At 62.5% G+C, this 16,185-nt stretch carries 13 protein-coding genes and 1 tRNA gene; 6 read left to right on the top strand and 8 right to left on the bottom strand.

Annotation, left to right across the window (positions count from 1 at the left end):
* Positions 1-10 precede the first annotated feature (10 nt).
* From DEBA_RS12450 to DEBA_RS12440, 3 genes are all read right to left on the bottom strand, one after another.
* Positions 11-1,510, bottom strand: coding sequence for a radical SAM family RiPP maturation amino acid epimerase (locus DEBA_RS12450; RefSeq protein ID WP_013259290.1), 1,500 nt, complete (start codon positions 1,508-1,510; stop codon positions 11-13).
* Between the two features lie 136 nt (positions 1,511-1,646).
* Positions 1,647-1,982 (bottom strand): Nif11-like leader peptide family RiPP precursor, encoded by a 336-nt coding sequence (locus tag DEBA_RS12445; RefSeq protein WP_013259289.1) that lies wholly within the window; start codon positions 1,980-1,982, stop codon positions 1,647-1,649.
* Between the two features lie 272 nt (positions 1,983-2,254).
* The gene (locus DEBA_RS12440; RefSeq protein WP_013259288.1) at positions 2,255-3,136 is read right to left on the bottom strand and encodes a MaoC/PaaZ C-terminal domain-containing protein; all 882 of its coding nucleotides are present in this window, start codon (positions 3,134-3,136) and stop codon (positions 2,255-2,257) included.
* 205 nt (positions 3,137-3,341) lie between these two features.
* On the opposite strand from DEBA_RS12440, the gene bla reads away from it, so the two are divergent.
* On the top strand, positions 3,342-4,238 hold the full coding sequence (gene bla / locus DEBA_RS12435) for a class A beta-lactamase (RefSeq protein ID WP_013259287.1): 897 nt from the start codon (positions 3,342-3,344) through the stop codon (positions 4,236-4,238).
* Between the two features lie 21 nt (positions 4,239-4,259).
* On the opposite strand, the gene DEBA_RS12430 is transcribed toward bla, so the two are convergent.
* The 3 genes from DEBA_RS12430 to DEBA_RS18460 all read right to left on the bottom strand — a co-directional run bounded on the left by DEBA_RS12430 (position 4,260) and on the right by DEBA_RS18460 (position 7,835).
* Positions 4,260-4,850 (bottom strand): protein-S-isoprenylcysteine O-methyltransferase, encoded by a 591-nt coding sequence (locus tag DEBA_RS12430; protein ID WP_013259286.1) that lies wholly within the window; start codon positions 4,848-4,850, stop codon positions 4,260-4,262.
* A 58-nt stretch (positions 4,851-4,908) separates the two neighbouring features.
* Complete coding sequence (locus tag DEBA_RS12425; RefSeq protein WP_013259285.1) at positions 4,909-7,026, bottom strand: TonB-dependent receptor; 2,118 nt, start codon at positions 7,024-7,026, stop codon at positions 4,909-4,911.
* Between the two features lie 284 nt (positions 7,027-7,310).
* Positions 7,311-7,835, bottom strand: a complete 525-nt coding sequence (locus DEBA_RS18460) for a helix-turn-helix domain-containing protein (protein WP_187288559.1) — start codon at positions 7,833-7,835, stop codon at positions 7,311-7,313.
* A gap of 18 nt (positions 7,836-7,853) precedes the next feature.
* Here DEBA_RS18460 and DEBA_RS18455 point away from each other — a divergent pair, with 18 nt between their 5' ends.
* Complete coding sequence (locus tag DEBA_RS18455) at positions 7,854-8,330, top strand: hypothetical protein (protein WP_187288558.1); 477 nt, start codon at positions 7,854-7,856, stop codon at positions 8,328-8,330.
* Between the two features lie 161 nt (positions 8,331-8,491).
* Here the strand turns inward: DEBA_RS18455 and DEBA_RS12415 are convergent, their stop codons facing one another.
* On the bottom strand, positions 8,492-10,018 hold the full coding sequence (locus DEBA_RS12415) for a YifB family Mg chelatase-like AAA ATPase (RefSeq protein WP_013259283.1): 1,527 nt from the start codon (positions 10,016-10,018) through the stop codon (positions 8,492-8,494).
* A 160-nt stretch (positions 10,019-10,178) separates the two neighbouring features.
* Between DEBA_RS12415 and DEBA_RS12410 the strand changes: the two genes are divergently transcribed.
* The 3 genes from DEBA_RS12410 to DEBA_RS12400 all read left to right on the top strand — a co-directional run bounded on the left by DEBA_RS12410 (position 10,179) and on the right by DEBA_RS12400 (position 14,524).
* Positions 10,179-10,254, top strand: a tRNA-Phe gene (locus DEBA_RS12410).
* Between the two features lie 728 nt (positions 10,255-10,982).
* Entirely contained in the window at positions 10,983-12,794 is a 1,812-nt protein-coding gene (locus DEBA_RS12405) for an ABC transporter ATP-binding protein (RefSeq protein ID WP_013259282.1), read from the top strand.
* Positions 12,791-14,524: an ABC transporter ATP-binding protein gene (locus tag DEBA_RS12400; RefSeq protein ID WP_013259281.1), complete on the top strand. Its 1,734-nt coding sequence runs from the start codon at positions 12,791-12,793 to the stop codon at positions 14,522-14,524. The genes DEBA_RS12405 and DEBA_RS12400 overlap by 4 nt, the downstream gene beginning before the upstream one ends.
* Positions 14,525-14,633: 109 nt before the next feature.
* Here DEBA_RS12400 and DEBA_RS12395 read toward each other — a convergent pair whose 3' ends face one another.
* The gene (locus DEBA_RS12395) at positions 14,634-15,401 is read right to left on the bottom strand and encodes a DUF169 domain-containing protein (RefSeq protein WP_013259280.1); all 768 of its coding nucleotides are present in this window, start codon (positions 15,399-15,401) and stop codon (positions 14,634-14,636) included.
* A gap of 51 nt (positions 15,402-15,452) precedes the next feature.
* On the opposite strand from DEBA_RS12395, the gene DEBA_RS18185 reads away from it, so the two are divergent.
* Complete coding sequence (locus DEBA_RS18185; protein WP_148227865.1) at positions 15,453-15,725, top strand: hypothetical protein; 273 nt, start codon at positions 15,453-15,455, stop codon at positions 15,723-15,725.
* The last annotated feature ends 460 nt before the right edge of the window (positions 15,726-16,185 follow it).

The raw sequence follows: 16,185 nt of genomic DNA, 5'->3' as shown, positions 1-16,185 counted from the left end.
CGGCCAGGGTTCACTCCAACAGGCCCATTTTAAAAAAATAATCCAGCGCGCCGGTGACGTCGAAAGGCGACTGGCCCTGGTCCATTAGTTCGGCCATGATCGCCTCGGGCCGTTGTTGGCCGTCTTGCAGCAGCCGCGCCACCTGGGCGTAGATGTGCTGCCTGGGCCGCACGCGCAACACCTTGGCGCGCGAGGCGATGGCCAGCGAGTCCTCGTCCTCGCTGATTTTCAGGCCACGGGCCAAGCCCACGGGCGCATCGGTGGGCAGGCTCTCGGGCATGTGTTCGTCGATGGTGCGCCGGATGAAATCGCGGTAGCCGGCGGCGCTGGCGAACGAGCCCGTGGCGTGGACTTTGTAGCCCAGGGGCCATTGGGCCGAGGCCTCGCAAGGGCTGATCAGGCGCACGCTGCGCTCGACCATGTTGACCAGATAGCCCGCCACGCAGGCCGTGGTGCCGGCGTAGCCCTCCAACTCGGCCTCGTCGGCCGGCGGCTGGCCGCCCGATTCGGCCGCCCGGCCGCGCCATTCCTCGCGCCAGCGCCCCTGGTCGCCCTCGCCGGCCCGGCCGCTGCGCGCCTTGCACAAAAACGATTCGGCGTTTTGCGGTATGCACTCCACGCGCAGCAACTCCTCGGCCGAAAACTCTTGGTGAATTCGGCGCAACATGCCCAGTGACAGCACCGAAAAACGCGGTTTGACCGAGCGCGGCTCGTCTTCGTACATGGCCAGCAAACGGCGGGTCCAGGCGATGTCGCGGGTGGCGGCGGCGGTGGTGGTCTGGCAGATCACGCCGTTGACCGCGCGAAAATCGGCAAGAAAATCCAAATAATCCGGGTTGTCGGAGGGCTCGGTGGCCCAATAGCAAAAGCCGCTCTGGGCCGCGCCGGGGCCGAAGATGTCCAGGCCGACCTCCAGGATTTGCCGCCAGAGTCGAGCGTTTTCCGCGTCGTGACGGCAGACGCCGGAAAGGCGCGCGGCGCTGAAGGCGCAGAACCAGCAACCCACCGAGCATCCCTTGCTGAGTTCGTAGGAGAAAACCGGATAGACAATGGCCTTGTTGCGCTGGCCCAAAAAGAAATTGTTGGCCTCGATGCGCCGCTGGCGCCACTGGGCGAAACGCGGCTGGCGCTCACCCGGGTCGGCGGCCAGGCAGAGCATGTCGCGGTAGCGCAGGATGTCGCGGATCCATTCGTTCCACAACCGCACATGGGGCCACTTTTCGTAATCGACCGTGGGGCAGATGGTCTTGAAACCATCGCGCCAGATGGGCTCGACGATGCGCGGGTCGATGGGCACGCCCCGCTGGGCGGCCAAAGCGGCGGCCTGGCTCGGGTCTTGGCGGAGGGCCAAGCGGAAATCCTGGTCGGCCATGATCCACTCGAGCAGGCGCTTGACGCCGGCGATGGCCTTTTTTTGCGTGGCGTCGCGCGCCCGCACGAACTGCTCGTGAAAGGCGAACGGCTCGTCCTGGGCCGGGTCGTCAGCGGGCCGGGCCAGCGCTTGGGCCATGGCTGCTCCTTTGCTCACCGCGTTGGGGGATTGATTGGGCGCGCGCGGCGCGAACCAAGGCGACGCCGCCGAGGGGCCCGCCAACGCGGGCCGGCCCGGCGGCGTCGTATGTCGCCACTGGCGAAACGCGCTGCGTTTAGGTGAGCACCACGGGGCCAACCGCCGTGACGTCGGTCTCGGTGGCGGTCTCGGTGGTGGTGGTGCAAGTGGTCGTCTGCACGGCGGTTTGTTCGACCTGAGTCTGGGTGTTGGTGCTGCCGCCGCCGGCCACCTGGTCCAACTCTTCCTCGCTCATGGCCTTTTTCTTGTCTTCCATATAGGCCTTGATGTCGTCGGCGCTGAGACTGTAGCCCATCTCGGCGGCGATGGCGGCCAGCTTGGCCGGATCGGGCCCGGCGGCCTTGAGCTTGTCGCGGACCTGCTGCTTGGCCTTGGCGTCGGCCTCGAGGCGTTTGACTTCGCTAATGCTCATTGGACTCTCCTTGTTATGATATTGGTTATCATAGCCAGGCCGCGTTCATGGCATTGGCGTTTATCGTTAGCGGCCAGGATATTGCGCCTGTTAGCAACACTAAATTAATGCGAAATAAAGCAGCGCAACTGATTAGCTGGTTGGTGCATTTTGCGCGCGGAACGGGCCTTGGATACCATCAATTATAGGGTGGCGAATTTTGTCAAAGTCAAGCCGAAAAGACGAACCTAGACGATGAAGATTGCGTGTCGGCGGCCACGCGGAAAACGGCGTCAGGGCCGCAGGCGAGCGTGGCCGTCGCGGATGATCGTCTGGCCGTCGGCGTCGAGCACGTCAAAGAACAGATCGTCGCCGGCCGCGTCGGCGCGCCGGGCCAACAGCCGCGCGGTGATGGCCCGGCCCGGCCTGGTCATGCCCACGAAACGGCACGACAGCGACTCCAGGCGCTGGGCCTGGCCGGCGGCCTGGCGGTTGATCAGTTCGCGGGCGGCGTAGGCCAGGGTGGCCGTGCCCTGAAGGATTACGCCGGGCAGGCCCACCAGGCGGGCGAAACGTGGCGATGTGTGGATGGGAAAGTGAATGCCCGTGCAGCCGTCGTAGACGTGGGCCCGCAGGGCGTCGATGGCGATCTCGGCGCGCCACAGGGGTTGGGCTCCGGCCTCGGGCGCGGCCGGTGTCTGGGGCAGGTCGTCCTGGCCGGCCGGGCCGTCCTGGCAGCCGACGCCGCGCAGCAGCCCGCCGATGTGTTCGACAAAGACCAGTTCGCCGTCATGGCCCCTGGCCTCCAGGCGCAGCACCAGCCTGGCCCCGGCCCGGTGGGGCAAGACCGCCGCCACCCGGCCGGTGATGACGATCTGGTCGCCGTCGCGCATGGGCCGATAAAAGCGCAGATGTTCGGTGTGATGCACCTGGGTCTGGACCACGGCCGGATCGATGTCCACGCCGGCCAGATGGTGGCTTATGCGCTCCATGATCGGCCAGGTCAGGGCCACGGCCAGCATGGGCGGGGCGATGACGCCGTCCGGGCGTTCGTCGTCGAAATACAAGGGGTTGAAGTCTTCCACCGCCGCGGCGTAGTTCATCATCCGCCGCCACGAAAGCTCATGGCGCAGCGGAGCCAACTCGCTGCCGACGATTTTTCCACTGACCTCCATCGACGCCCTCCTTGTTTGGCCAGCCAGCAAAACACCGTTTCAGGCGCTTGTCAACTGTTTGCCCACGCCAAGGCGCGGCAAAAAGGCTTGAAGCGCGGGCCGTCAAGGCATAAGACCAAAGTCGCGGCCCGGCCCGCCGGCCGGGCGTTGCAAGACCAAACCAGATCATCGGCCGCGGGCCCTGGCGCGGGGCGGGAGGTTAGTCATGGGCGCTGTTTTTGACCGCAGGGCGTTTTTGCTGACGCTGGGCTCGCTGGTTTTTTTGCCGGCCGGCGCGGCGCGGGCCGCCGGCCTGGACGCCGCCGCGGCCGCGACCCGGCTGGCGGCGATCGAAACGAGCCTGGATGGCCGCCTGGGCCTGTTCGCTCTGAACACGGCCGACGGCCGGACGCTGGCTCACCGCTCCGACGAGCGCTTCGCCATGTGCAGCACGTTCAAGCTCGTCTTGGCCGGGGCGATATTGGCCCAAAGCGCCCAGACGCCGGGCCTGTTGGAGCGGCGGGTGGCCTATGGCCCGGAGGCGTTGGTGAGTTATTCGCCGATCACCCAAAAGCACGCCGCGGGCGGCATGACCGTCGCCGCGCTGTGCGCCGCGGCCGTGCGGCACAGCGACAACACCGCCGCCAACCTGCTGCTGGACCAGTTGGACGGGCCGGCGGCGCTGACCACCTTTGCCCGGACTATCGGCGACAATCACTTTCGCCTCGATCGCCGCGAGCCCGAACTCAACACGGCCATCCCCGGCGACCCCCGTGACACCACCACCCCGGCGGCCATGGGTCGCAGCCTCCAGCGCCTGGCCCTGGGCCGGGCCTTGCCGGCCGAAGGCCGCGCGCTGTTGTGCGCCTGGCTACGCGGCTGCGTCACCGGCGCGGCGCGTATCCGGGCCGGCGTTCCCGCCGGCTGGGTCGTCGGCGACAAGACCGGCACGGGCGCTTACGGCGTGGCCAACGACGTGGCCGTCTTGTGGCCCGCCGCCGGCGCGCCGCCGGTGCTGTTGGCCATCTACACCGCCCGCCGCCAAAAGGACGCCGCGCCGCGCAACGACGTCATCGTCGCCGCCGCCAAAGTCGTCGCCGAGTGGCTGGGCGCGGCCGCCTGAGCCGCGCCGAAAGCCGCTCTTTCAGCGTCGGCGGATCTTGGGAAGCACCCGCCCGGTTTGTTTGATGTAATCGCGATACTGATCGCCAAATTCATCGATCAGCATGGCTTCTTCCCTGGGCGCCCGCACGAAATAGAGAATCGACCAGGCAATAACGCCGGTCAGGCCGATGACCCAGTTCGAGGCGATAAGAAATTGGGCGATGACCCATAGCCAAACCTGGGTGTACATGGGATGGCGGATTAACTTGTAAGGGCCTTGCGTGATAATCGTGTGCCCTTCGCCGATCTCCAGGACCGGTGACCAGTTTTGGCCCAGAATTTTGTGCACCCAGTGGAAAAAGACCAGGCTGAGCACGGCGAGCAAAATGCCGAAAATTCTGATTTCATCGCCGAGGCCAATGTCAAGGGCGGCGAACCAACCCGTGAAAACCCAGACCAGCGGCAAGATGAACGTTCCGACGGTGGCCAGCCCCACCAGCAACCGCTCCCGTTTTTGACCTTCGGTTTTGATTTTTTTGACGCCTTTGTAGGTCCGGGCGTGCGGCAGCCGGATCATGGTGTAGGCCACCAACAAAACGCCAAGCGCGATTCTGAAAAACAGCTCGTCCATCGTTGCCTCCCAGGGTTGCATGTACGATCTCAGCCCGCAAGCGCGGCGAAAAGCCCGCCTAGAATCCGTAGCTGAGTTGAACGCCGAAGGTCCGCGGCTCGCCGACCATGAAGATGTTGTATTCCTCGCTGGCTTCGGTGAAGTAATCTTCATTCAACAGGTTGCGGACGTATGCATAGGCGCTGAGCCCGGACGCGAACTCCCAGCCGATCTTGCCGCCGAGCAGGCTGAAGCTGTCGCGTTTGAAGTGATCGCTGTTGTCCTTGCTCAGATAGGTCGCGCCGATCTGGCGGAAATCGGCCGTGCCCACGAAACCGCATTGGTGGCGGTAGCTGATGGCGATGTTGGCGGTGAACTCGGGGGTGTTGGGCATGTTTTTGTCACTGTAATCGACGACGTCGGCGCCGACGTTTTCCTTGAATTCATCATATACGGCCTGGATGACGCCCACGCCGCCGTGGACGTTGAGCCCCTTGAAGACCAGCCAGTTGTAGTCCAGCTCCAAGCCAAGGGCGTGAGCCTTGCCGGCGTTGGTCACGATGAAATGCATGCTTTCGACTTCCTGGGACACCTGGAGGTCTTTGTATTCCGAATAGAAAATGTTGGGGTTTAGCATCAAGCGACGGGAAAAGAGCATCGACTTGAAGCCCAATTCATAATCGATGGATTTTTGCTCGTCGAAGGCGGCGTAGTTTTTGTCGTTTTCCAGATAGTTGAATCCGCCGGGGGTGTAGCCCTGGGCGATGGAGCCGTAGAGCATGACGTCTTCGGAAAGTTGGTACTGCATGGCGATCTTGCCCAGCAGGTTGTCCCAGGCGTCGTCCACGGTGTAGGCGATGGGGTCGGCGTAATACGCCCCGGTTTCGCGGGAGGTCTCTTCGTAGCGGTGATCCATGGTCGTGTTCACGTTTTCGTAGCGCACGCCAAGGGCCATGGAAAGGCCCTTGAAGAAAAGCGGCACGGTGATTTCGCCGAACAGGGCGTAGGTGTTGGTGTCAAAGTTGGTGGGATAGTCGTAATTGACCATGCCGTAGCCATATGCGCTGAGGTCGTAGTAATAGCCCGTGGTGTCGCGCTTGAGGTTTTCCACCGAGAAAAAGCCTCCCACCAACCAGGAAAAGGCGTCCGGCCGACTGTCCCGCTTCGCCGAGGCCAGGCGGATTTCCTGGGTGAAGACCCGCTCCTGGATATCGTCAAAACCAGCCGAAGTGGGCAGCCCGAAGTATTGATGTGATTTGGTGTGGGTGTCGCGTAGGGTGCTGATGGCGGTCAGGTCGAAAGGCGACATGGCCAGATCCATCTTCAGCGCCGCGTTGTGGGAGTCGGTTTTGAAATACGGGTCGTGGAAACCGGTGGTCACGTCGTGGGTGATGTCTCGGCCCACGATGAACGGGGCGTTGTGGGCGTGGGTGTTGTCAAAACTGTATTGCACCGTGGCCTTGAAGGCGTCGCAGGGGGTGGCCACGCCTTTGAGGAAGACGTGCTGGTTTTTCTGGCCGTCCCAGTGCTCTTCACCGCCGGGCGTGTGGTCGGTGATCCATCCGTCGGTGGCGTCGAACGACCCCGAGGCGTACAAGGCCAGCTTGTCGTCGACAACCGGACCCTGGACCCAGAAACCCGCCTTGTAGGCATTGCGCTCCTCCAGGTAGGCGCTGACCTCGCCGGCCACCTCGTTGCCCACATCCCTGGTGATCACGTTGAGCACGCCGCCCATGGCGTTTTTGCCGTAGATGACCCCTTGCGGGCCGCGCAGGAACTCGATGCGCTCGACGTTGCCGAAATCGGCGCCGAGCGCGAAACGACCATCCCAGGCAATGCCATCATAATAGATCACCACCGGGCTCCTCTCGCTGATCACGCTCATGCCGAACATGCCCAGGCCCCTGAAATTGAAATAGCCGCCGCCCGGCCTGCCCGAGCTCAGAAACTGGAGGTTTGGCATGGTGTAGGACAGGTCGGAAAAACTTCTGATATTCAAATCGGCGATCTCGGCTTCGGTGATCACCGACATGGGCACCGGCACATCCTGCTCGTTTTGCTCCAGCTTTTGCGCGGTGACCGATATGGCTTGCAGGCTCGTGACGTCCTGCGCCGCCCGCGCCGGTCCGTGGCCCGTGGCGCACAAGGTGACGGCCATCAGGCCAACCTTTATTAGAAAAGACAGCTTCGCGTTCATTTCCGACCATCCATCGCATCGTTGGTGAGTTTTTGCTCGAGGTTCGCCCAGAGCGTGATGGTTGCGCCCGCAACCTTTTTCTTGCTCCATTCAAATATGATTTGGAGCGATAAAAATGGTATGCGGGCATGAACGGTTCGGCTAACGGTTGATGATCAGTTTTGGACGCTTCATGACGAGGCGGGACAACGCCACGGGCAACCGGGCCGCTGGAGGCGGCTGCCGCGAGGAGCGCCGAACGCGCCGGGCTGGCTAAGTCGGGCGCTCGCCAAGTTCGGCGCGGGTCAATCGACAATAAAATACCGTTTTCGCGAACGGCTGGGGCTTTCGCCGTATTGTTGCCTGTATATCTTGGCGAAATGACTGATGTTGGAGTATCCGACACCATAGCAGGCCTCGGTGACGTTGCGGTCGCCGGACAACAACATCTCTCGCGCCTTTTCCAAACGAATGGCGCGGACATATTCGTAGACCGTGGAGCCAAACAGCTCCCGGAATCCCTTGTTGAGCTTGTTGTGCGTAAAGCCGTGGTCGTGGGCCAATTGGATGAGGGGCGGCGGGTCGCTCGTGCTGGCGTTGAGCAGATCGCGGACATTATAAAGCCTGGCGACTTCCGCCGTGGTCAGGCTGGAAGGACGCCCGCAACCCTGATTGCCGGCGTGGATGTCGTTGAGCATCAGCGAGATCACCTCGATGACCTTGCATTCGGCGAAGATCGGCAGAAAACGGCCTTCCATGGGCGGATTGATGATGTCGGATAAGGCGTTGGCAATGCTGCGTCTGGTCCGCGCGAAATGGATCGTGAACATGCCGCCCCGAGGATGGCCGTGGGTCCGCGGCAATTGCGGCGGGCTTTCGTCGTCAAGCCCGAAAATGTCGGCCAAGGCGCTCGGGGCGACGTCTATCGACAACACCGAATAAGGCTCGCCGGCGTCGTACTCGGCCACATTGTCCATGCCCTTTTGTTCGGCGTAGGCGCCGCAGCCGCCCGCCCTGATCTGAATTTTTTCCCGATCGCCTTTCAGCCCCACGCGGCAGCCCCCCGCCAAGCAGAAAAAAAATCCGAACCTGTCCCGATCGACCTCCACGTGCGCGCGACGCGGCGAATCAGGCTTCAAGACGAATTGCTCGACGGTGAAGCCCTTGGTCAAGACGTGTTTTCTGGTCGCGAAATCGGCCGCCGAAGCATTCATGGGCTTAACCTGTGTAACGGTGTTGTTTTGCCCGATTTACGACTCGCCATCATCCTCGCCTCGCGGGCCGCGCAACGCTGGGCCGGCACTGGAGATTCGGATTCTTTTTGATAACTCTAAATAAATATTTTATTAAAATATTTTTTTGACGCAACTAAAAAAACAATACTACCTTAGCGGCGTTCGCGGCGCGACGCGGGATCGTCACGCGGCGACGAAAATAATGGTGAGTTGGCTGTTCCTTGGGTTTGCCGCGAAGGCGGCCGCAGGACTCAGGCCAGGCCCCGGTCCAGGCTGCGGTAGCCGATGGCTTCGGCCAGGTGCGGCGGGGCGATGTCCACGGCCGCTTCCAGGTCGGCGATGGTGCGGGCGATCTTCAATATGCGCGTGAACGCCCGCGCCGAAAGGTTGAAGCGCTCCATGGCCCGCTCCAGCAGCCGCGAGCCCTCGGGCGACAGTCGGCAATGGCCGCGCACCTGCCGCGCCGACATCTGGGCATTGCAGTGAGCCGCTCCGCACAGACGCTGGCCCTGAATCTGGCGGGCGGCGATCACCTGCTGGCGCACCTGGGCCGAACCGGGCCCGCACGAGTCGGATGAAAGCTCCTTGAACGGCACTGCCGGCACCTCCACCTGAATGTCGATGCGATCCATCAACGGCCCGGAAACACGGCCCAGATAGTTGCGCACCTGCACCGGCGTGCACAGGCACTGGCGCTTGTTGTCGCCGTGATAGCCGCAGGGGCAGGGATTCATCGCCGCCACCAGCATCAGCCGGGCCGGAAAATCCACCGTGGCCGCCGCGCGGGTGATGGTCACCCGGCCATCCTCCAATGGTTGGCGCAGCACCTCCAACACGCTCTTTTTGAACTCGGGCAGTTCGTCCAGAAAAAGCACGCCGTGGTGAGCCAGGCTGACCTCGCCGGGCCGCGGCACGCTGCCGCCGCCGATCAAGCCGGCATCGCTGATGGTGTGGTGGGGCGCGCGAAAGGGGCGCGAGGCCACCAGCGCTTGCCCCGATGGCAAAAGCCCCGCTACCGAAGCCACTTGCGTCACCTCCAACGCCTCGTCGAAACACAGCGGCGGCAGAATGCCCGGCAAACGCCGGGCCAGCATGGTCTTGCCGCTGCCCGGCGGGCCGACCATCAGCACGTTGTGGCCGCCGGCCGCAGCGATGGTCAGCGCCCGTTTGACGTGTTCCTGACCGCGCACGTCGGCCATGTCCACGCCGTCGGCCCCACCTTGCAGCAACCCGTCGTCCACCGCCGCCATGGCCACGGGCAGGCCCTCTCCGGCCTGTAAATGCCTGACGACCTGAGCCAGCGTGCCGGCGGAAAGCACCCGCACGTCTTGCACGATCGCCGCTTCGGGGCCGTTGGCCTCGGGCACGATGAATGAATCGAGCCCGGCCTTGGCCAGCGCCGCGGCCATGGGCAGGCAGCCGCGCACCGGCCGCACCGCACCGTCCAAGGCCAGTTCGCCCACCACGGCCACGCCCTCCAGGGCTTGCGGCGCGATCACCCCGCAGGCGGCCAAAATGCCCAGGGCGATGGGCAGGTCAAAGGCCGCGCCTTCCTTGCGCACGTCGGCCGGCGCCAGGTTGACCGTGATGCGGTTGACCGGCATGGAAAAACCGCTGTTGACCAGGGCCGACCGCACGCGCTCTTTTGATTCCCGCACCGCGCCTTCCGGCAAACCCACGGTGGTGAACGTCGGCAAGCCCTGGGCCAAGTCAACCTCGACCTGAACCAGATAGGCCCCCACACCCAAAACGGCCAACGATGCAACCCGCGACAGCATGAATCCCCCTTGCGATTTCAAGCCAGACTGTTGTATAGCAAAGATGGCGGCCAAGCTCAACACCAAAAGTCAGCTTTGCCGCCGCCTTTTGCTCTTGACGATCATCGGGCGGCCGGGTATAAACTCCGGGTGTCGGCGCGGCCCATGGGCGGCGATCGATGCCGAGGTAGCTCAGTTGGTAGAGCAGGGGACTGAAAATCCCCGTGTCGGCGGTTCAACTCCGTCCCTCGGCACCAACAAGCATATCAACGGCTTACGGTATTCCGTGAGCCGTTTTTTTTGTGGGGCGCGGGGCTCTGGTGTGTGAAAAACACCATCCTTGCGCCGTTTGTTTTTCAGTGCGCCCGTCGCCACCGCCCTTGGCGCAACCACTTGTTATCACATCTATCTCATTGATTATGCTAAATATGGCCGATTGCCCGGGTGGCCACCTTCTCGCCCGGCGCCCCCGCTTTGTTCCGCGTGGCAAAAAAATAGTTCCGCAGTGCAAAGCAGCGACGTTGCCGGCGATATATATTCGTCATGACAAAATATGTTAGACGGATATAATCATGCTGTGGGCCCGGCGTTTCCGGCGATGGCCATGGCGATGTCCTTTGGCGAAAGTAGTAAAGGGCGTGAAGCATTGGGGGCGTGAAGCGGACGCTCCGATGACGCGCGGCCGGGGCGAGGAATGCTGGTTCGCGAGGGAGGCCAGGGATGGGCTGTTTCGGCGCGCGCATTGCGAGGCCTTTCGGCGTGCGTTGTTGGCGGCGGATTGCAACGCGGCTCCGTTGATATTCGCGGAGCTGACCGTTTTGCCCTCGCGCGGGGCGGCGGTTTGGCGGTCATGGCTTTTTTTCTCGAATCCGTTTCGAACGCGGTGGTGCGGCGTCGCTTCGGGGCCGGCTTCGGAGATGCACGTTGATCGTCGCCAAAAGTGATATGCGCAAGCTGGCTTGACGCGGGACAGGGGGAGGAGTTCATGAAGAAAAAAACGGGTTTTGGCAGGCTGTTTGAAATCGCGGGCGAACGCAAGGGCCTGCTGGTCGTCTCCGGTGTTCTTTCCGCCATCAGCGCGGTGTTCATGCTCGCGCCGTATGTGGCGGTTTATTTCATCCTCGCCGAACTCCTGGCCAACGCGGCGGATGTTTCCCGCGCCGACGGGGCGTTGATGGAGGGCTGGGGCTGGACCGCGCTGGCCGGGCTCGTCGTCGGGATGGCCTTTTTATACGCCAGCCTGATGGCCTCCCACGTGGCGGCGTTTCGCATCCTGTACGGCTTGCGGGTGCGGTTGGCCCGGCATCTCGGCAACCTCCATCTGGGCTACCTTACGCGCACATCCACCGGAGCGGTCAAAAAGACGCTTGAGCAGAACGTCGAGAAGATCGAGAAGTTCGTCGCTCACCAGATTCCCGACATGGTCAACGTCCTGGCGACGGTGCTGTTGATGTTTTCCGTCATGTTTTACCTTAACGGTTGGATGTGCGCGGTTTGCGTGGCGGCGTTCCTGATCGGCATTGGCGTGCAGGCGTCGATGATCATCGGCGACGGCGCGAAAAAAATGGTCGCCGCCTATCACGACGCGCTGGAGAACATAAACGCTTCGGCCATTCAATACGTGCGCGGCATGCCCGCCGTCAAGCTGTTCGGGCAGACCGTGCATTCCTTTCGCCGCTTTCATGGCGATCTGCTTCATTACCGCGATTTCGTCACCGCGTGGACCGACTCTTTCCAAAACGGTTATCTGCTTTTTAAAACAATCCTGGCGTCGTTTTTGACTTTCATCCTGCCGGTTGGCGTTTTGCTTTTGAGCCGCGATCCCGACAACATGGCGTTGGCGCTGGCCGTACTTTTCTTCCTCGTCATGACGCCCGGCGTGGCCATGCCGATCACCAAGTTGTTGCACATGTCGTCGATGGTCAAGGACATCAACGAAGGGGTCGTGCGGATCGACGCGATTTTTTCCGAGCCGGAAGTTGCCGAGCCGGCGCAACCACGGCGGCCAACGCGTTATGACGTGGAATTCGCGGAGGTATCCTTTTCGTACGATCTCCCGGAGGCTTCCAGCCGGACGGAGGCGCTCTCCGGTGTTTCCTTTCACGCCGCGCAAGGCGCCCTGACCGCGCTGGTCGGCCCGTCGGGGTCGGGAAAATCCACCGTCGCCAACCTGATTCCGCGTTTCTGGGACGTGTCCGCGGGCGCGATTCGCGTCGGCGGAGTGGACATCCGTGAGATGCGCACCGAAGACCTGATGAATGTCGTTTCGTTTGTCTTTCAAGAGACCTTTTTGTTCTACGATTCGCTCTACGAAAACATTCGGATCGGAAAGCCGGACGCCACCAAGCAGCAGATCGAGAGCGCGGCCCGCGCGGCGCAATGCCACGATTTTATCGAGCGCCTGCCCGATGGTTACGACACGAAAATAGGCGAGGGCGGTGTGCATCTTTCCGGCGGCGAGGAGCAACGGGTGGCGGTGGCGCGGGCCATCCTCAAGGACGCGCCCATCCTGGTGCTGGACGAGGCCACGGCCTTCGCCGACCCCGAAAACGAGCACAAGATGCATCTGGCGTTACGAGAGCTGATCAAGGACAAAACCGTCATCGTCATCGCCCATCGCCTTTCGACCATTAGCGCGGCCGATCAGATTGTCGTTCTAGAGCATGGCCGCGTCGCCGAACACGGCCGGCACGAGGCGCTGATGAGCGGCGACGGGCTTTACAAACGCATGTGGGAAACCTACAGCAACGCCTCGATCTGGGGATTTCGCCAACGGCACGAGGGGATCGTTCGATGAAGGCTTTGCGCAATATCACCGCCGGGCATCCGGAAAAGCTGACGCGCCCGGTTTTCTTCACGCTTCTGGCCAACTTTGTCCACATTCTCCCGCTGGTGGTGGCAATCGAGGCGGTGATGGTGATTTTTCGGGCCCATGCCGCCAAAGGCGCGGCGCTCGACACCGCGACGCTTTGGTGGGGCTGCGCGGCGCTGGCGGTTTCGATGGTTTTCATTTTTCTGGCGGAACGCCCGGCCTACCGAACCTGCTACCGTGAGGCTTATGCGGTGGCGGCGGAAGGGCGGGCGGAATTGGCCGAGCATCTGCGCAAACTGCCGTTGGGCTATCTTTCGGGGCGCGACCCGGGCGACCTCGCGAACATGCTGATGGGCGACTTCGCCATGCTGGAATCTGGCATGGCCCATCTGGCGCCGCAACTGATCGGCGCGCTGGCCATGCCGGTGCTGGCGCTGGCCGGCCTTTGCGTGTTGGACTGGCGGATGGCGCTGGCGATGTTCGCGGCGCTGCCAACGGCGCTTTTGATTTTCGTTGGAGCGACAAAACTGCTTCGCTATCTGGGGGCGCGCCACATCCGCGCGCGGCTCAACGCGGGCAATCGTCTGCAGGAATACCTTTACGGCATCCGCGTTATCAAGGCGCACAACTTGACTGGCGTGAGGTTCGCGCGGTTGGAGGCGTCGTTTCGCGAACTGATGCGCGAGAGCATCCGGGTCGAGGGCTGGGTGGGGCCGTTGGTCATGCTGGCCATCTCCTGCATGCGCGTGGGGCTCACGGCCATGGTGCTGGTGGGCGTGCACCTGCTGGCCGGGGGGACGCTCGATCTGATCGTGTTCGTGACGTTTCTGATCGTCGGTTCGCGGATTTTCGACCCGCTGTCGCTGGCGTTGATCAACTTCGCGGAACTGCGCTATTGCGAGCAGGCGGGTGAACGCATTCTCGATCTGCGCCGGGAACCGGAAATGGGCGGAACGAAAACGCCGCCCGAGGCCAGCGATATCGCGTTCGCAAACGTGACCTTTGGCTACCAGGGCAAGCCGGTGCTGCACGACGTTTCGGCGCGGATGCCAACGGGCGCCCTGACCGCCCTGGTCGGCCCGTCGGGCAGCGGCAAGAGCACCATGCTGAAGTTGGCCGCCCGGTTTTATGATCCCGTGAGCGGGACGGTGCTTTTGGGCGGGCAACCCATGAGCGGCATGGAGCCCGAGGCCCTGTTCACGAAGCTGTCGATGGTTTTTCAGGACGTGTATCTGTTCCAGGACACGATCGGCAACAACATTCGTTTCGGCCGGGAAGCCGCCAGCGACGAGGATGTGGTCGAAGCGGCCAAACAGGCCTGCTGCCACGAGTTTATCGCCGCCCTGCCGCAAGGCTACGACACGCTGGTTGGCGAAGGCGGCTGCACGCTTTCGGGCGGGGAAAAGCAGCGCATATCGATTGCCCGCGCGTTTTTGAAAAACGCGCCCATCGTGTTGCTGGACGAAGCCACCGCATCGCTCGACCCAGAAAACGAACTGGAAGTGCAACGGGCGATCGACGCCCTGATTCAAGGGCGCACCGTCATCGTCGTGGCTCATCGCCTCAAGACCATCCGCCGGGCCGACAACATCCACGTGCTGGACGACGGGCGCATCGTGGAGTCGGGAACGCACGAGGAGTTGTTGCGCCGAAATGGCCTCTACGCGCGTTTGTGGGGCTTGCAGCAACAGGCCCTCGGCTGGACTCTGGCCTGAGGCGATAAGCGCGAAGGATCGTCGGTCTCGCCGCGAGCGTCCGCGCGGCAACCATGGTTGGCCAACCACGGAACGGCCCGCTTCCCGGCAAAATCGAAGCGAATCAACCTTACTCCAGGGCCTGATTAAGGTTTGCAAACGCTGGGGTCAGGGGCGGCTGGAACAGGACGTATCTCTGAAAGGGATAGCGGGAGCCGCTGTTCTGGGTCTGCTCCAGGCTGTCGAGCAATTGCTCCATCAGGCCGAAGGGGAAGCTGCAATACATCTCCCCTTCCTCGGCGCCGGCCAAAATGCGCTCGCCTCGGCCGGGCACCACTATGGCGGGCTTGCCGCTGAAATGGGGCTTGAGCATGGAAAGGCAGGATATGCCGAAGCCGGTGGTGGCCGACTGCACGAACTCGCCGCTGAAATGCACAAACGCCGAAGCCAGGCGGGCCATCTGGGCCGGGTTGCCGTAGATCACCACCAGGTCCGGCTCGCTTTCCGCCATGGACAAGGGGTAAATGGCCAGCCCCTTGATCTTGCCGTGTGGGATGGGGTCCAGCTTTTCCGCGGCCTTCAGCGCCAGTTCCTTGGCGGCAAAGTAGCCCATTTCCATGAAGTAGTCGGCCAGGGCGCTCGCGGTCCTCATTCGCTTGAGCCCCAGGGAGGCCAGGCAGGGCGAGCAGTTGACGTCACCGGCCAACACGGACATGGGCCTGCCCCAGCGCCGGGCCATGGTCACCCACTGGCACACCGCGACCTGGATGCCGTAATTATCGGGTCGGTCCAGGTTGGCGGCCGGTTCATCGTCCGGCCCCAGAATCTTGATCGCCAGGGGATGGGTCTGGGGACGAATCAACTTGGTCAGCACTTGGTCGTATTCCTTGCAGCCCATGGTCTTTCCTCCTTTACTTGAAAATATAACCCAGCGTGGGAACAAAAGGAAATGCTTGCCGGCGGCCCGGCCGACGCAAACAGCCAGGGTAACGGCTCTCCATGGCGCCGTTCCACGTTACCACCACCCGGCGGGGTGGCCCGAAACAACCCGCCCGCCGCGAAAGAATTCGAACATACCATGATGGCCAAAGACATCCTGAATGAGAAACATGAAAATCCTCCGCTCCCGACGGAATCGGCGAGGATGGTGGAGGCCAACGGAAACAAGCTCAATCCCGGTGGGTTAGATTTGGCCAGACAAATCGAGGCTGCTGCACGGTGAAACATAACAAATGTTGTAAAAACAGATGGTAACCTGTGAAACATGAATTTCACCGTGTGGCGGCCGAAGCGCGCCATGGACGGCGCGCCAAATCGCGAGCCTGATTAGGCGAGCGATTTGTGAGGCTTGGCAAAACCGCGCTTTTGCCAAGCCGATGCTGCACGGGGTAGGACGCCCCCGTGCAGCACTCTCAAATCATGTCATGCGCAACAATCCAACAACATTGCCCGGTTGATCATCATGGCCATGGCCATGGCGATATTGACGGGCGGGAGTGGGGAGCAGGAAGCGACATGAGGCGTTTGAAACACACGGCATAGGCGTTGATGATGCTGGGGCTGCTGGCTGGCTCGATCGAGGCCGCGCCGACTTTTGCATCTGGGCGATCGCTTCCGCCAACACCCTGTCGCCGCATGTGAAACAAGTCGATCGGCCCGAGCGAGCCTCGGGCGCTTTGGGG

Source organism: Desulfarculus baarsii DSM 2075 (assembly GCF_000143965.1).
Lineage (GTDB): Bacteria > Desulfobacterota > Desulfarculia > Desulfarculales > Desulfarculaceae > Desulfarculus > Desulfarculus baarsii.
The sequence above is the reverse complement of the archived record's forward strand: the minus strand, read 5'-3'. Positions and strand labels throughout refer to the sequence as shown.

Coding starts and splice junctions, on each gene's coding strand:
- DEBA_RS12415 (WP_013259283.1), bottom strand. CDS start 10,018: ATGCTGTCGCGGGTTGCATCGTTGGCCGTTTTGGGTGTGGGGGCCTAT.
- DEBA_RS12430 (WP_013259286.1), bottom strand. CDS start 4,850: ATGGACGAGCTGTTTTTCAGAATCGCGCTTGGCGTTTTGTTGGTGGCC.
- DEBA_RS12440 (WP_013259288.1), bottom strand. CDS start 3,136: ATGGAGGTCAGTGGAAAAATCGTCGGCAGCGAGTTGGCTCCGCTGCGC.
- DEBA_RS12450 (WP_013259290.1), bottom strand. CDS start 1,510: ATGGCCCAAGCGCTGGCCCGGCCCGCTGACGACCCGGCCCAGGACGAG.
- DEBA_RS18185 (WP_148227865.1), top strand. CDS start 15,453: ATGCTTGCCGGCGGCCCGGCCGACGCAAACAGCCAGGGTAACGGCTCT.
- bla (WP_013259287.1), top strand. CDS start 3,342: ATGGGCGCTGTTTTTGACCGCAGGGCGTTTTTGCTGACGCTGGGCTCG.
- DEBA_RS12405 (WP_013259282.1), top strand. CDS start 10,983: ATGAAGAAAAAAACGGGTTTTGGCAGGCTGTTTGAAATCGCGGGCGAA.
- DEBA_RS18460 (WP_187288559.1), bottom strand. CDS start 7,835: ATGTTCACGATCCATTTCGCGCGGACCAGACGCAGCATTGCCAACGCC.
- DEBA_RS12400 (WP_013259281.1), top strand. CDS start 12,791: ATGAAGGCTTTGCGCAATATCACCGCCGGGCATCCGGAAAAGCTGACG.
- DEBA_RS12425 (WP_013259285.1), bottom strand. CDS start 7,026: ATGAACGCGAAGCTGTCTTTTCTAATAAAGGTTGGCCTGATGGCCGTC.
- DEBA_RS12445 (WP_013259289.1), bottom strand. CDS start 1,982: ATGAGCATTAGCGAAGTCAAACGCCTCGAGGCCGACGCCAAGGCCAAG.
- DEBA_RS12395 (WP_013259280.1), bottom strand. CDS start 15,401: ATGGGCTGCAAGGAATACGACCAAGTGCTGACCAAGTTGATTCGTCCC.